11 protein-coding genes are annotated in these 15,449 nt (G+C 60.0%); 6 read left to right on the forward strand and 5 right to left on the reverse strand.

The annotated features are described in order from the left end of the window. Window positions 1-89 precede the first annotated feature (89 nt). Window positions 90-1,532: an anaerobic nitric oxide reductase flavorubredoxin gene (gene norV / locus BWI95_RS05205; RefSeq protein ID WP_076769115.1), complete on the forward strand. Its 1,443-nt coding sequence runs from the start codon at window positions 90-92 to the stop codon at window positions 1,530-1,532. Continuing rightward, window positions 1,529-2,662, forward strand: coding sequence for an NADH:flavorubredoxin reductase NorW (gene norW, locus BWI95_RS05210; protein WP_054804336.1), 1,134 nt, complete (start codon window positions 1,529-1,531; stop codon window positions 2,660-2,662). The genes norV and norW overlap by 4 nt, the downstream gene beginning before the upstream one ends. Here the strand turns inward: norW and hypF are convergent. The 4 genes from hypF to BWI95_RS05230 all read right to left on the reverse strand — a co-directional run bounded on the left by hypF (window position 2,607) and on the right by BWI95_RS05230 (window position 8,763). Next, a complete protein-coding gene (gene hypF / locus BWI95_RS05215) occupies window positions 2,607-4,880 on the reverse strand; it encodes a carbamoyltransferase HypF (protein ID WP_076770284.1) in 2,274 nt (757 codons plus the stop codon). The genes norW and hypF overlap by 56 nt on opposite strands. Before the next feature lie 4 nt (window positions 4,881-4,884). Beyond that, the gene (fdhF, locus tag BWI95_RS05220; protein WP_076769116.1) at window positions 4,885-7,035 is read right to left on the reverse strand and encodes a formate dehydrogenase subunit alpha; all 2,151 of its coding nucleotides are present in this window, start codon (window positions 7,033-7,035) and stop codon (window positions 4,885-4,887) included. A gap of 35 nt (window positions 7,036-7,070) precedes the next feature. Next, window positions 7,071-7,616, reverse strand: coding sequence for an electron transport protein HydN (gene hydN / locus BWI95_RS05225; protein WP_023480526.1), 546 nt, complete (start codon window positions 7,614-7,616; stop codon window positions 7,071-7,073). A gap of 133 nt (window positions 7,617-7,749) precedes the next feature. Beyond that, window positions 7,750-8,763, reverse strand: coding sequence for a LacI family DNA-binding transcriptional regulator (locus BWI95_RS05230; RefSeq protein WP_054804335.1), 1,014 nt, complete (start codon window positions 8,761-8,763; stop codon window positions 7,750-7,752). Window positions 8,764-9,026: 263 nt separating this feature from the next. On the opposite strand from BWI95_RS05230, the gene ascF reads away from it, so the two are divergent. From ascF to BWI95_RS05250, 4 genes are all read left to right on the forward strand, one after another. Then, window positions 9,027-10,469, forward strand: a complete 1,443-nt coding sequence (gene ascF / locus BWI95_RS05235; RefSeq protein WP_054804334.1) for a PTS cellobiose/arbutin/salicin transporter subunit IIBC — start codon at window positions 9,027-9,029, stop codon at window positions 10,467-10,469. 20 nt (window positions 10,470-10,489) lie between these two features. Beyond that, window positions 10,490-11,914, forward strand: a complete 1,425-nt coding sequence (locus tag BWI95_RS05240; RefSeq protein ID WP_054804333.1) for a 6-phospho-beta-glucosidase — start codon at window positions 10,490-10,492, stop codon at window positions 11,912-11,914. A 136-nt stretch (window positions 11,915-12,050) separates the two neighbouring features. Then, window positions 12,051-12,944, forward strand: a complete 894-nt coding sequence (locus BWI95_RS05245) for an SDR family oxidoreductase (RefSeq protein WP_023480577.1) — start codon at window positions 12,051-12,053, stop codon at window positions 12,942-12,944. Window positions 12,945-13,028: 84 nt separating this feature from the next. Then, window positions 13,029-14,843, forward strand: coding sequence for a glycoside hydrolase family 15 protein (locus BWI95_RS05250; protein WP_076769117.1), 1,815 nt, complete (start codon window positions 13,029-13,031; stop codon window positions 14,841-14,843). A 257-nt stretch (window positions 14,844-15,100) separates the two neighbouring features. Here BWI95_RS05250 and BWI95_RS05255 read toward each other — a convergent pair whose 3' ends face one another. Beyond that, entirely contained in the window at window positions 15,101-15,400 is a 300-nt protein-coding gene (locus BWI95_RS05255) for a helix-turn-helix domain-containing protein (protein WP_054804330.1), read from the reverse strand. Window positions 15,401-15,449 lie beyond the last annotated feature (49 nt).

Genomic DNA, 15,449 nt, shown 5'->3' on the forward strand with positions numbered 1-15,449 from the left:
AAAATATATCAATATCAAAATGATAAAAAGCTGGCACGCCTCTTGATATAGCCATGTATCACACTGAGAAACTGCACAGGATTACGATCATGGCGATTCATGTAAAAAACAACATTCACTGGGTTGGACAACGCGACTGGGAAGTTCGTGATTTTCACGGCACCGAATACAAAACGCTGAAGGGCAGCAGCTATAACAGCTACCTGATCCGCGAGGGCAAAAACGTGCTGATTGATACCGTCGATCACAAATTCAGCCGCGAGTTCGTGCAGAACCTGCGCGGCGAGATCGATCTGGCGATGATCGACTACATCGTCATTAACCACGCCGAAGAGGATCACGCGGGCGCGCTGACGGAGCTGATGTCGCATATCCCCGATACGCCAATCTACTGTACCCATAACGCTATCGACTCGATTAACGGCCACCATCATCACCCTGAATGGAATTTCCATGTGGTGAAAACCGGCGATACGCTGGATATCGGCAACGGCAAACAGCTGATCTTTGTCGAAACGCCAATGCTGCACTGGCCCGACAGCATGATGACCTACCTGACCGGCGACGCGGTGCTGTTCAGCAATGACGCCTTCGGCCAGCACTACTGCGACGAACATCTGTTCAATGATGAGGTGGATCAGGCCGAGCTGTTTGAGCAGTGCCAGCGCTACTACGCCAATATCCTCACCCCCTTTAGCCGGCTGGTAACGCCGAAAATTACCGAGATCCTCGGTTTTAACCTGCCGGTGGAGATGATTGCCACCTCCCACGGCGTGGTGTGGCGCGATAACCCGACGCAGATCGTTGAGCTGTATCTGAAATGGGCGGCGGATTATCAGGAAGATCGCATCACTATTTTCTACGACACTATGTCGAACAACACCCGCATGATGGCCGACGCCATCGCCCAGGGAATCAACGAAGTCGATCCGCGCGTGGCGGTGAAAATCTTCAACGTTGCGCGCAGCGATAAAAACGATGTGCTCACCAATGTCTTCCGCTCCAAAGGGGTGCTGGTCGGCACGTCGACGATGAACAACGTGATGATGCCGAAGATCGCCGGGCTGGTGGAGGAGATCACCGGCCTGCGTTTTCGCAATAAGCGCGCCAGCGCCTTTGGCTCCCACGGCTGGAGCGGCGGCGCGGTCGATCGCCTCTCGACGCGTTTGCAGGATGCCGGGTTTGAGATGTCCCTTAGCCTGAAAGCGAAATGGCGCCCGGATGTCGACGCGCTGGAGATCTGCCGCCAGCACGGGCGCGATATCGCCCGCCAGTGGGCGCTCGCTCCGCTGCCGGAGCCGCTCAGCCAGCCCGCCGCGCAAGCCGCCAGCGGCTGCGCAGAATCAGCCGCCGATCTCGGCCCGCGTATGCAGTGCAGCGTCTGCCAGTGGATTTATGACCCGCAAACAGGCGAGCCGATGCAGGATGTCGCGCCGGGTACGCCATGGTCTGAGGTGCCAGACACCTTCCTCTGCCCGGAGTGTTCGCTGGGTAAAGAGGTATTTGACGAACTGGCAGTGGAGGCAAAATGAGCGCCGGGATTGTGATTATCGGCTCGGGCTTCGCCGCCCGCACGCTGGTGAAAAATATCCGCAAGCTGGACAGCCACGTGCCGCTGACGCTGATTGCCGCCGACGGCATGGAAGAGTACAGCAAGCCGGAACTGAGCCATGTGATAAGCCAGGCGCAGCGCGCTGAGGATCTGATCCGCCAGACGGCGGGCGACTTCGCCGAGCAGTTCAACGTGCGCCTTTTCCCCTACACCTTTGTCACCGCCATCGATCCCCATGCGCAGGTGGTGAAAAGCGCCGACAGAAGCTGGCAGTACGATAAGTTAGTGCTGGCGACCGGGGCGAAAGCCTTTGTGCCGCCGCTGCCGGGGCGTGAAATGATGCTGACGCTCAACAGTTTGCAGGAGTACCACGCCTGCGAAGAGCAACTGCGGGCGGCAAAGCGGGTGCTGATTGTCGGTGCCGGGCTGATTGGCTGTGAGTTAGCGATGGATTTTCAGCGCGCCGGGAAAACCGTCACCCTGCTGGATAACGCCGCCAGCATCCTTCCGGCGCTGATGCCGCCGGAGGTGAGCGCTCGCCTGCAACACTGCCTGACGGCAAACGGCGTGCGCCTGCTGCTCGCCTCTAAACTGGCACGGCTTGAGGCTCGGGAGAGCGGCGTGCGGGCGCAGCTGGATGATGAATGCAGTGTCGATGCCGATGTGGTGGTTGCCGCCACCGGTCTGGTGCCGCACACCGCACTGGCGCAAGCTGCCGGGCTGGAGACCCGCCGCGGGATTGTCGTCGACGCAACGCTGCAAACCAGCCATCCGCATCTCTTCGCGCTGGGCGACTGCGCCGAGATTAATGGTCAGGTACTGCCCTTCCTGCAACCCATTCAGCTCAGCGCCATGACGCTGGCGAAAAACCTGACCGGAAGCCCGGCACAACTGACGCTGCCGCCGATGCTGGTAAAGGTGAAAACGCCGCTGATGCCGCTGCACCTGGCGGGTGAAACCTCGCGCGCCGACCTGCGCTGGCGCATCACTACCGATGCCGCAGGCATGGTGGCAAAAGGGTTCGACATTGATGATAAGCTGCGCGCGTTTGTGGTCAGTGAAGATCGCATGAAAGAGGCCTTTGCGCTGCTGAAGGCGCTGGGGCAATAGCCCGCGCGGCCGCCACCAGCCCCTGGCCGAAGGCGATGCCGCCATCCCCGGCCGGAAGCTGGTGGGGAAAAAGCAGCGTGAAATCGACCAGGTAGTGCTGTAAGCGGGCTTTCAGCAGGCGGTTATGCAGCACGCCGCCGCTGAACACCAGCGTCGTAATGCCGCGCTTGCAGGCCTGCTCGCGCGCAAGCCCGGCAAAGCCGCACGCCAGCGCATCGTGGAATGCCCACGCCCGCGCGGAGGGTAGCGCCTGCCAGCCCAGCCACGTCTGCCAGAAGGTTGCCAGATCGAGCCGGTTCCCGCAAAGCGGCATCTTTACCGGGTGCTCAACGTTTTCCGCTTTTGCCGCCAGCGCTTCCAGCTGGCAGGCGGCCTCCCCTTCATAGCTAAGCTGCTCTGGCGCGCAGCCGAGCGCGCAGGCCACCGCGTCAAACAGCCGCCCGCAGGATGAGGCCAGCGGTGCGTTAATACCGCGCGCAATTGCTCGCTCCAGCACCGGCCAGTTCTGCTGTTGGATAAGCGCCGTTTCCGGGTACGCCTGCCACCTCTCAACAAAGGCCAGCATCTGCGCCAGCAAGTTGCGCCACGGCTGACGCGCGGCGAGATCGCCCCCCGGCAGCGCCACAGCTGGCAGGCCGCCGAGGTGCTCGCAGTCGCGGTAGTTAACCCGCAAACACTCCCCGCCCCACAGCGCACCGCCCTCACCCATGCCGATACCATCAAGGGTGATGGCAATCACATCCCCGCCGTCGAGCGGCCAGCCATGCTCGCCCAGGCAGGCGGCGGCGTGGGCGTGGTGATGCAGCACGGAGCGAAGCGGCAGACCGGTGCGATCCGCCCATGCACGAGTGCGGTAAGCCGGATGCGCGTCCACCACTACCTGCTGCGGCGTGAAATCGTAGATCTGCTGCATCAGGCGCAGGGCGTTTTGCCACTGCGCCTCAACGCCCTCATCGGTTAAATCGCCGAAATGTTGCCCCGGCACGGCGCTGTCGCCGCGCAGCAGGCAGAAGGTGTTTTTCATCTGCGCCCCGAGGCAGAGCAGCGGCGGAATATCACGAAAGCCCGGCGGCAGCGGCAGCGCATCGGGCACATAGCCCCTCGCGCGCCGCAGCATCTCGCCGCTCGCCCGCACCACAGAGTCATCCATGCGCTGCACAATATCGCGATTATGCAGCAGGAAACCGTCGACTATCGACGCCAGCTCAGCCTGCGCGGCAGCGTTGGTGAGTGCTGGCGGTCTACCGCTGAGGTTGCCGGAGGTCATCACCAGCGGGCGCTGCAACGCCTGCGCCAGCAGATGCTGCACCGGGTTTGAAGGCAGCATCACACCAATCTCATCAAGCCCAGGCGCAATGGCCTCACAGAGGCCGCTGATGCTTGCGCTTTCCACCAGCACAATCGGCGCCGCAGGTGTGGCCAGCAGGCGCTGCGCTTCAGGGGAGAGGCCATCGCTTGACACCAGCATTACCGCCAACGGCTTGGTCGGGCGCTGTTTTCGCGCGCGCAGATAGCGCACGGCGGCCTCGTTGCCCGCATCGCAGACCAGATGGAAGCCGCCAATGCCTTTTACCGCCACCACGCCGCCGCTTTTGATCAGCGCCACCGCCATCTGCAACGCCTCTTCGCCCGTCGCCCGGTAGCTCGCATCATGCCAGCTCAGCTGCGGCCCACATTCCGCGCAGGCCACCGGCTGGGCGTGAAATCGCCTGTCCAGCGGATTGTGGTACTCCGCTTCGCAGGCCGGGCAGAGAGGAAACGCCGCCATCACCGTCAACGGGCGGTCATAGGGCATGGCATGAATGATGGTAAAACGCGGCCCGCAGTGGGTGCAGTTGATAAAGGGGTAGCGGTAGCGGCGCCCGGCGGGGTTGAACATCTCCGCCAGACAGTCAGGACAGGTCGCGGCATCGGGAACAATCTGCGTATCCATTGCCCCGCCCGCGCTGTCGCGGATGGTGAAGGCCTGCGGTAAAACAGGCCAGTGAAAGGGGTGCTGCTCAACGCGATCGATGCGCGCCAGCGGCGGACAGCGCTGGTGCAGAAGGCGGAGAAAGGCCTGCGCGTCGCCAACGAGGCGTATCTCTACCCCCTGCGCGTCGTTACAGACATCGCCGTTCAGCGCCAGCTGCTGCGCCAGTTGCCAGACAAAGGGGCGGAAGCCCACCCCCTGCACTTTTCCGTAAACGCGTAAGCAAACCCCAGGGCTTTGGCTCATATCATCATTGCAGCGCCGCATCGCGCAGGCGCGTCTTCATCTGTTGATAGGTGCGCTGAGTGTACGCTTCGGCCCAGGACTGATCGTTGATCGCACTCACCCGTACCGCGCAATATTTGGTCTCCGGCGTTTTCGATATCGGATCCAGATTATCCTGCGTCAGCTCGTTACAGGCACCGATCCACCACTGGTAAGTCATATAGACGCTGCCCTGGTTGATGCGCTCGCTGACATCCGCGCGGGTGATCACCTTCCCGCGTCGCGACTCCACCCACACCAGCTGACGGTCACGGATCCCCAGCGCATCGGCATCCTGCGGGTTGATCTGCACAAAGCCCGGCTCATCGGCGAGGGTTTGCAGCGCCGCGCAGTTACCGGTCATTGAGCGGCAGGAGTAGTGCCCCACTTCGCGCACGGTACAGAGCACCAGCGGGAATTCGCTGTTCGGGCGCTCGGCGGGCGCGCGCCACGGCGCGGCGAAGAGGTGGCCTTTGCCATCCGGCGTATCAAACTTGTTGTCGTGGTAAAGGTAAGGCGTGCCGGGGTGTTCGAGCGTCGGACACGGCCACTGAACATGGCCCATATCGCCCATCTTCTCGTAGGTGACGCCGTAAAAGAGCGGGCAGAGTTCGCGCAGTTCGTCCCAAATCTGCTGATTGTTGTCATAGTGCATCGGGTAGCCCATCTCGGTGGCAATCAGGCTGATAATTTCCCAGTCACGTTTGACGTTATAGGTCGGCTCAATCGCTTTTTCGAAGCGCTGGAAACCGCGGTCGGCGCAGGTAAAGACGCCGCCATGTTCACCCCACGAGGTGGCGGGCAGCAGCACGTCCGCCTGTTCGGCGGTTTTGGTCATAAAGATATCCTGCACCACGATAAAGTCGAGGGCCTCAAAGCCTTTGCGCACCAGGCCCAGGTCCGCTTCGGTCTGTAGCGGATCCTCGCCCATGATGTAGTAGGCTTTCACTTTGCCCTCCAGCGCCAGGTGCGGCACTTCGGTAATGCGCACGCCCACCTGACCATCCATTACCGCCGGATCGATCCCCCAGGCAGCGGCGAATTTAGCCCGCACCTGCGGGTCGACCACATCCTGATAACCAGGGAACTGGTTCGGGATGACGCCCATATCGCACGCGCCCTGCACATTGTTCTGACCGCGCACCGGGCCGACGCCGACATGTTCGCGGCCGAGGTTGCCGGTGAGCAGTGCGAGGCTCGATAACCCTTTCACCACATCGACCGCCTGACCAAACTGCGTCACGCCCATGCCCCACATAATGGTGGCGGACGGCGCGGCGGCAAAGGTGCGCATCGCCTGGCGCACCTGTTTTGCCGGCACGCCGGTGAGGTGTTCCACCGCTTCCGGCGCGTACTCTTTTACCGTTTCACGGTAGGCATCCAGCCCGGTGGTAAAGCTGGCGACATAATCTTTGTCATACAGCTCCTCTTCGAGCAGCACATAACCGAAGGCGTTGACCAGTGCCATATTGCAGCCATTTTTCAGTTGCAGATGCTGGTCGGCGATGCGCGCGGTCTCGATTCGACGCGGATCGCAGACAATAATTTTCGCGCCATTTTGCCGGGCTTTAATCACTCTTCGCGCCACGATCGGGTGCGAATCGGCGCAGTTGTAGCCAAAAATAAGCAGGCAGCGGGAATTTTCAATATCACTGATGGAGTTGCTCATCGCGCCGTTACCGAGGGTCTCCTGCAACCCGGCAACAGAGGGGCCATGGCAGACGCGGGCGCAGCAGTCGACATTGTTGGTATTGAGCACGCCGCGGGCGAACTTCTGCATCACATAGTTGGTTTCGTTCCCCGTCCCGCGTGATGAACCGGTGGTCATAATGGCGCGCGGGCCGAACTGGGCTTTGATTTCGCCCAGGCGCTTAGCGGTGTAGCGGATCGCCTCATCCCAGCTGACCGGGGTGAGCTTGCCCCCTTTTTGATAGCGGATCATCGGTTGCGTCAGGCGCGGGGTGAGCAGTTTGGTGTCGTTGAGGAAATCCCAGCCGTAGTAGCCTTTCAGGCAGAGTTCATTCTGGTTGGTATGGCCGTCGGCGGCTTCCGCGCGGATGATTTTTCCGTCATCAACAACCAGTTTCAGTTTGCAGCCCGCGCCGCAGTATGGGCAAACACTTGTGATCTTCTTCATCAGTAACAGACCTGTTAAAAGTGAAAGTAAAGGGGTTAGAAGGTAATGGAGAGCGAACTGTCGAGCGCGGCGCGACGCCGTTTGTCCGCGCTCATCTGCTCCAGCACATTACGATCGATGCAGACCAGCGCCTTGGTCGGGCAGGCCTGAATGCAGGCCGGGCCGCTCTCGCTGTGGTGGCAGAGATCGCACTTGTTGGCTTCGGCTTTTTCCGCCCGCACATTGAGGCCCGCGCCGCTGTGGCGAATAACCGGACGCACCACCACCTCCATCGCGCCATAGGGGCAGGCCACCACGCAGGTTTTGCAGCCGATGCAGCGCTCCTGCATCACATGCACAAAGCCCTCGTCGCGGCGGATGGCGCCGTTCGGGCAGACATTGGCGCAGGGCGCGTCTTCGCACTGACGACACATGGTCGCCGTCGACACATTGACGCCTTTTACCACGTGAATACGCGGCAGGAAGGTTTCCGGGGTGAGCGCCGCGCAGTCGCGATCCGCCTGATGGGAGACCACGCAGGCCACCTCGCAGGTGCGGCAGCCGATGCATTTTGCGGCGTCGGCCATAATAAATCGGTTCATCATTTTCTCCAGCTAAGAGCCTTGTCCCGCTGAAGTATTCATAAAGCGTGCCACTTTTTAAGTGGCTGAATTTAATGATGTTAGTAAAAGCGCAGCGCTGTCATCGACAGAAGTGTCGATGACGGCTGACACCTCAGGCGCAGGGGCCGCTGGTGATGGAGTCGCGCAGGATCAACTCGCCGGGAAAGGTGGATTGCAGGGTAAAGTCGCCGCCATCGAGCATAAAGATCAGGCGGTTGATGGTCTCTTTGATCATGCCGGTGACCGGGATTTTGACGCTGGAGAGCGCCGGCACGGTGAAGGGGGCCATGGCGATATCATCAAAGCCCACCACGGAAACCTGACCGGGTATGGCGATGCCGCTGTCATGCAGCTGTTTGATAGCACCCACCGCCATGTCGTCATTGCTCGCCACCAGCGCGCTGAAAGAGACATTGCGCTCCAGCAGTTCACGCACGCCGCTTGCGCCGCTTTGCGGTGTCCATTTCCCTTCGACAATCAATTCGTTACGTACCGCAATGCCCTGCTGTTGCAGCGCATCTTTGTAGCCTGATAGGCGCTCAATGCCGGTAGGCGAATCGAGCGAGCCGGTGATCAGCGCAATATCGCGATGACCGCGCGCAATCAGCGCGGAGACCGCCTGCTGGCTGGCGGCGTGCTGATCGCAAAAGACGCAGTGGCTGAGGTTTTTGCGCAGGCGGCGGTTGAGCACCACAATCGGCTGAGTGTGGCTGTCGATAATCGCATCCAGCTCGTCGACGCTGAGAAAACGCGGGTAGATGATGACGGCATCGCAGCGCAGATCGAGCAGGTACTGGATCGCCTGACGCTCCTCTTCGGCGCTGTGTTTGCCATCTGCCAGCAGCAGCTGACGCCCTTTGTCTTCGGTCATGCGCGCCGCGTGGGAGAGCAGTTCGCTGAAGTAGACGCCGTGGTAAAGGGTGTTAGTGACCACTAATCCCAGCGTCTGGGTGGTGCTGCTGGCAAGGCTGCGCGCCAGCAAGTTTGGCCGGTAGCCGCTCTCGCTAATTGCCTGAAAGACGCGGCTTTTTGTCTCCTCGCTGACATAGCCTTTGCCCGTCAATACGCGTGAAACCGTGGCTTTCGACACCCCTGCCCGCTTCGCCACCTCCTGCATTGTCGCCATCTGTCCTGCTCCTGCAAATGTCCTGTGGCGAAGTGTACTTCAGCCACGGCGCGTATTGGAACAGATAACCATCCTGCAAATAGCGCGCGCTTGTGGTTATCCGGTGATCTCCATCACGCTTTGGAAAAGTGGTTATTTTTAGGTCTTGTTTCACTCGAACAAACTCATCATGATTTTGTGGAACCGGTTACCTATCTCATGTTTCATCGCCGCCTGGGCGTGCGATAAGTCATTACCCTATTGATTAAACAGGATAAAAAACAATGGCTAAGAACTATGCGGCGCTTGCCCACTCGGTGGTAGATGCGCTGGGCGGTGTCGATAACATTGCCGCCGTAACGCACTGCATGACGCGCCTGCGCTTCGTGGTAAAAGATGAAACGCGCATCGACAGCGCCACGCTGAAAAGCATCAGCGGCGTGATGGGCGTGGTACGCAACGACAACCAGTGCCAGGTGATTATCGGTAACACGGTTTCGCAGGCGTTTCGTGAAGTGGTCAGCCTGCTGCCGCAGGATATGCAGCCCGTCGAGACGCAGACCAAACAAAAACTCACCTTGCGCCGCATCGGCGCGGGCATTCTCGATGCGCTGATTGGCACCATGTCTCCACTGATCCCGGCGATTATCGGCGGGTCGATGGTCAAACTGCTGGCAATGGTGCTGGAGATGTCCGGCGCGCTGCCCAAAGGCTCCTCCACCCTGACCATCCTGACGGTGATTGGCGACGGAGCCTTCTTCTTCCTGCCGCTGATGGTGGCTGCCTCGGCGGCGGTGAAATTCAAAACCAACATGTCGCTGGCGATCGCCATTGCCGGTGTGCTGGTGCACCCGAGCTTTATTGAGCTGATGGCGAAAGCGGCGCAGGGCGAACACGTCGAGTTTGCGCTGATCCCGGTGACCGCGGTGAAATATACCTACACGGTGATCCCGGCGCTGGTGATGACCTGGTGCCTCTCCTACATTGAACGCTGGGTCGATCGCATCACCCCGGCGGTGACGAAAAACTTCCTCAAGCCGATGCTGATTGTGCTGATTGCTGCGCCGCTGGCGATTGTGCTGATTGGCCCACTCGGCATCTGGATCGGTAGCGCCATTTCCGCGCTGGTTTACACCATTCACGGCTATCTCGGCTGGCTCTCGGTTGCCATTATGGGCGCGCTGTGGCCGCTGCTGGTAATGACCGGTATGCACCGCGTCTTTACGCCAACTATCATTCAGACCATTGCCGAGACGGGCAAAGAGGGGATGGTCATGCCGTCGGAAATCGGCGCGAACCTCTCCCTTGGCGGCTCGTCGCTGGCGGTGGCATGGAAAACGAAAAACCCGGAGCTGCGCCAGACGGCGATGGCGGCGGCGGCCTCGGCGATCCTCGCCGGCATCTCCGAACCGGCGCTCTACGGCGTGGCGGTTCGCCTGAAACGCCCGCTGATCGCCAGCCTCATCAGCGGCTTTATCTGCGGCGCGGTCGCCGGTATCGCCGGGCTTGCCAGCCACTCCATGGCGGCACCGGGGTTATTTACCAGCGTGCAGTTCTTCGATCCGGCAAACCCGATGACCATTGTCTGGGTGTTTGGCGTGATGGCGCTGGCGGTGGTGCTGTCGTTTGTGCTGACGCTGCTGCTCGGCTTTGAGGATATTCCGGTCGAAGCGGAGAAAAACGCACCGACGGCGCAGCCGGTAACGGTAAAAGAAGCACAAGCCTGATTAATAGAGCGAGGTAACGCATGGCTGTTTTTCCGCAAGGATTTTTATGGGGCGGCGCACTGGCCGCCAACCAGTCGGAAGGGGGATATCTGGAGGGCGGCAAGGGGCTGACCACCGTCGATATGATCCCGCACGGCGCGAACCGTCTGGCGGTGAAACTGGGGCAGGAGAAGCGCTTTGCCCTGCGCGACGATGAGTACTATCCCAGCCATCAGGCGATCGATTTTTACCATCGCTACAAAGAGGATATCGCTCTGATGGCAGAGATGGGCTTTACGGTGTTCCGCACCTCAATTGCCTGGAGCCGTCTCTACCCGAAAGGCGACGAATTAACGCCGAATGAAGAGGGGATCGCCTTCTATCGCGCGGTGTTTGAAGAGTGCAAAAAGTACAATATCGAACCGCTGGTGACGCTGTGCCACTTCGATGTGCCGATGCACCTGGTGACGGAGTATGGATCATGGCGCAACCGCAAAATGGTGGAGTTTTTCACCCGCTATGCCCGCACCTGTTTTGAAGCCTTTGACGGGCTGGTGAAGTACTGGCTTACCTTCAACGAAATCAACATCATGCTGCACAGCCCCTTCTCCGGTGCCGGGCTGGTGTTCGAAGAGGGCGAAAACCAGGATCAGGTGAAGTACCAGGCCGCGCACCATGAGCTGATTGCCAGCTCGCTGGCGACCAAAATCGCCCATGAGGTGAACCCGCAAAACCAGGTGGGCTGCATGCTGGCGGGCGGTAACTTCTACCCCTACTCCTGCAAACCGGCCGATGTCTGGACGGCGCTGGAGAAGGATCGCGAAAACCTCTTCTTTATCGATGTGCAGGCGCGCGGCAGCTACCCGGCCTACTCCGCCCGCGTATTTCGCGAAAAAGGGGTGCAAATTGTTAAAGAGCAAGGCGATGACGACATCCTGAAAAACACCGTCGATTTTGTCTCCTTTAGCTACTACGCCTCGCGCTGCGCCTCGGCCGAGATGAACGCCGCCAACACCAGCGCGGCGAATATCGTCAAATCCCTGCGCAACCCGCATGTTGAGGTGAGCGAATGGGGCTGGGGTATCGATCCGCTTGGCCTGCGCATCACCATGAACATGATGTATGACCGCTATCAGAAGCCGCTCTTTTTGGTGGAGAACGGGCTGGGGGCGAAAGATGAGGTCGATGCCAACGGTGAGATCCATGACGATTACCGCATCAGCTACCTGCGCGAGCATATCCGCGCGATGGGCGATGCGATTGAAGATGGTATTCCGGTGATGGGTTACACCAGTTGGGGCTGCATCGATCTGGTGGCGGCCTCCACCGGTGAGATGAGCAAACGCTACGGCTTTGTCTATGTCGACCGCGACGACCAGGGCAACGGCACGCTGGCGCGCAGCCGCAAGAAATCCTTCTGGTGGTATAAGAAGGTGATCGCCAGCAACGGCGCGGATCTCGACTGATCCTGACGGCAGCGAAAACACCGCGTTTCGCTGCCGTTTTATTTCACATATTCCTGGTTTTCCTGCCCGTAACGTGACAACGCTCACATCTATGCCAGGCTTAAACACGTGTCTACATAACGTTTAAGGAGCAAGCATGGCAGAGCAAAACACTAAACGACCTTTAGCGCCGCACTACCCGACCCCTCCTTTTGCCGAGCAACCGCAAACGCCGCCTGGCCTTGCCAGCAAGATGATCCCGGTGCCGGATCATGGCGAAACCAGCTATCGCGGTTCTGGCCGTTTGACCGGACGTAAAGCGCTGATCACCGGGGGTGACTCTGGTATCGGGCGCGCTGTCGCCATCGCTTATGCCCGTGAAGGGGCTGACGTGGCGATTAACTATCTGCCGGAAGAGGAGTCCGATGCGGCAGAAGTGATCAAACTGATTGAAGCAGAAGGCCGCAAAGCGATTGCGATTCCGGGCGATATCCGCTCCGAAGCCTTCTGCCAGCAGCTGGTAGAGGAAGCCGTTAAAGGCCTTGGCGGGCTGGATATTCTGGTTAACAACGCCGGTCGCCAGCAGTTCAACGAATCGATCCTCACCCTGTCGACGGAAGATTTCGACGCCACCTTTAAGACCAACGTCTACGCGATGTTCTGGATCACTAAAGCGGCGGTGAAACACCTGCCGGAAGGCGCAAGCATTATCAACACCTCTTCGGTGCAGGCCTACCAGCCAAGCCCGATCCTGCTTGATTACGCGCAGACCAAAGCCTCGATTGTCGCCTTTACCAAATCCCTGGCGCAGCAGCTGGGCGAGAAAGGTATTCGCGTCAATGCCGTCGCACCGGGTCCTTACTGGACACCGCTGCAATCAAGTGGCGGTCAGCCGCAGGAGAAAGTGCAGCAGTTTGGTGCCAGCGCACCGCTGAAACGCCCAGGCCAGCCGGTTGAGATTGCGCCGCTGTACGTAACGATGGCGTCGCCGGAAAGCAGCTACAGCTCCGGCCAGGTATGGTGCTCCGACGGGGGTACCGGTACGTTGTAAGGATTGCCACAATCCTGCATCTCGTGGTCGCCGCCCGGCGGCCACGTCCGCTTCTCCCCTCCTCTCAACAGGACATAACAGACCGTGAAGAACGCGCAATACACCTCTCCCGTGCGGGAAAATGGCTTTGTCGAGGCGGGCGATTATGCGGCTATCGGCGAGGGTCGCTCCGTGGCGCTGATTGCGCCGGATGGCTCGATTGACTGGTGGTGCGCGCCCAATCTTGATTCGGCCCCGCTGTTTGACCGCCTGCTCGACCCCGATATCGGCGGTTTTTTTCAGCTTGAGCCGGATGCGCCCTACAGCGTGACGCGGCGCTATCGCGATGACAGTAACGTGCTGGAAACCACCTTCACTACCGACAGCGGCAAAGTGCTAATTACCGAATCGATTAACAGCACGCTGGCGGGCCGCCTACCGTGGAGCGAGCTGGCGCGGCGCGTTGAAGGCCTTGAGGGGGAGGTGAAGATGAAGCTCTCCCTGCGCTTTGGCACGCGGGCGGAAACCTGCTCGCCGTGGCTTAACGAAACCGCTCACGGCAACGTCTACCATATCGCCGATCTGATGGCGATGCTGCGTACCAGCGAGGATGTGGCGATCGTCGATGTTGATGATGAGCAGATCCACGGCACCTTTACGGCCTCACCTGAGAGCCGCACGTTGGTGGCGCTGCTGGTGACGGAGAAAGAGCCGCTGGCGGTGCCGGATCTCACGGCGATTGATGAACGGATCGAGACCAGCCACACCGCGTGGGTCGACTGGTCAAAAAGCCTCAGCTACCGCGGAGCGTATGAAAATCATGTCGGGCGCTCGGCGCTGGCGCTGAAGTTTCTCTGGTACTCACCGACCGGTGCCCTTGCCGCAGCGGCAACGACGTCGATCCCGGAAGGGGTCGGCAAAGAGAAAAACTATGACTACCGCTATGCCTGGGTGCGCGATGCCTGCCTGATTATTAAAGCCTTCGCCTTTCTCGGCGCGCTGGAGGAGTGCAAAGCCGCCTTCTCCTGGTTATCAAAAACGATTATTCGCCACGGTGTGCGCCTCCACGCTTGCTACACGCTGGAGGGCGAAGCGGTGCCCGCCGAGACCTATCCTCCGCTGCGTGGCTATAAAGATTCACGCCCGGTGCGCGTCGGCAATAACGCCCGCGATCAGCTGCAACTGAGTATGTATGGCGACATGCTGGCGACGGCGCAGCTGTTTGTTAACGCCGGACACGTGCTCGATCTGCGCACGTCACGTTTACTGGGCGAGCTGGCGAACTGCTGCGCCGATCACTGGCGGCAAAAGGATTGCGGCATCTGGGAACTGCCTGAGCACCAGCACTATACCCACTCCAAAATGGCCTGCTGGCTGGCCCTTGACCGCGCGGTCGAGATGGCGCGCGAGAAGCATATTGAGCCGACCTGGGTGGGGCGCTGGGAGCGCGAGCGCGACCGTATTCGCGACTGGGTGGAGGAGCACTGCTGGTCCGAGAGCAAGCAGGCCTATCTCTTTTACCCGCAAAGCGAGGATCGCCTCGACGCGTCGCTGGCGCTGGTGCACCGCTATGGCAACAGCGTTAATCCGCAACGCATGTTATCCACCTACCGCGCCATCCGCGAAGAGTTGGGCGACGGCTGCGCCATGACCTACCGCTACAGCGGCGTGCAGGAGGAGGAGAACACCTTCGTCGCCTGTTCGTTTTGGCTGGCGGAAGCCTGGGCGGCAATGGGCGAGATCGAGTGCGCGAAAACCGCGATGGAGGAGATCCTTGAGTGCATCTGCGATAAAGGCAACGTCGAAACCTTCAATGAGATGTTCGACGTGCGCACCGGAAAATGGAGCGGCAACCTGCCGCAGGGGTTGAGCCATCTGGCGCTGATCTGCGCCGCGCAGGCGATAACGGAGCATTCGTGAGAGGTTGATGCGCCGGATGGCGGCGTTGCCTTACATACGATTTGGGTTGCGTAGGCCTGATAAGCGCAGCGCCATCAGGCAGCAATCGGCTGCAATGCCGGATGGCGGCTAATGCCTTATCCGGCCTACAAATGCGACGACTTTGGGCGCGGATGGTGGCGTTCGAGGCGGTTCAAGCTGGGGCCAGCACAGTGGTTGGTGGCTGGATATGTTGCAACCGTCCACCGGAAAGCCATACGCGGTATAGCGGGGCAGACTCAGATCTGAAATGCCACCCGTTTACCGGTGGGCAACGTAATATCAATGGTTAACTCGCCGCCCAGCGCCGCAACGTAGCGTTTAAGGGTTGAGAGACGCGGATCGTTGCCCGGCTGCTCTATTTTGGCAAGCGTTGGCTGCTTCACACCCATCAGGCTGGCAAGCTCGGTCTGGGAAATGCTCAACTCTTCACGAAGCTGGCTTAACACAATGCTGCGACGCAACTCATCAACCCGCTCTTCAATGCGCGCCAGACTTTCAGGGCTTCGTTTCGCTAATAGTTCGTCTAAGGTTGCCATAATAACTCCTTATTTCGCATATGCTTGCTGAACTCTGCGCCGGCAATTT

Source organism: Kosakonia cowanii JCM 10956 = DSM 18146 (genome assembly GCF_001975225.1).
GTDB lineage: Bacteria > Pseudomonadota > Gammaproteobacteria > Enterobacterales > Enterobacteriaceae > Kosakonia > Kosakonia cowanii.

Coding starts and splice junctions, on each gene's coding strand:
- norV (WP_076769115.1), top strand. CDS start 90: ATGGCGATTCATGTAAAAAACAACATTCACTGGGTTGGACAACGCGAC.
- norW (WP_054804336.1), top strand. CDS start 1,529: ATGAGCGCCGGGATTGTGATTATCGGCTCGGGCTTCGCCGCCCGCACG.
- hypF (WP_076770284.1), bottom strand. CDS start 4,880: ATGAGCCAAAGCCCTGGGGTTTGCTTACGCGTTTACGGAAAAGTGCAG.
- fdhF (WP_076769116.1), bottom strand. CDS start 7,035: ATGAAGAAGATCACAAGTGTTTGCCCATACTGCGGCGCGGGCTGCAAA.
- hydN (WP_023480526.1), bottom strand. CDS start 7,616: ATGAACCGATTTATTATGGCCGACGCCGCAAAATGCATCGGCTGCCGC.
- BWI95_RS05230 (WP_054804335.1), bottom strand. CDS start 8,763: ATGGCGACAATGCAGGAGGTGGCGAAGCGGGCAGGGGTGTCGAAAGCC.
- ascF (WP_054804334.1), top strand. CDS start 9,027: ATGGCTAAGAACTATGCGGCGCTTGCCCACTCGGTGGTAGATGCGCTG.
- BWI95_RS05240 (WP_054804333.1), top strand. CDS start 10,490: ATGGCTGTTTTTCCGCAAGGATTTTTATGGGGCGGCGCACTGGCCGCC.
- BWI95_RS05245 (WP_023480577.1), top strand. CDS start 12,051: ATGGCAGAGCAAAACACTAAACGACCTTTAGCGCCGCACTACCCGACC.
- BWI95_RS05255 (WP_054804330.1), bottom strand. CDS start 15,400: ATGGCAACCTTAGACGAACTATTAGCGAAACGAAGCCCTGAAAGTCTG.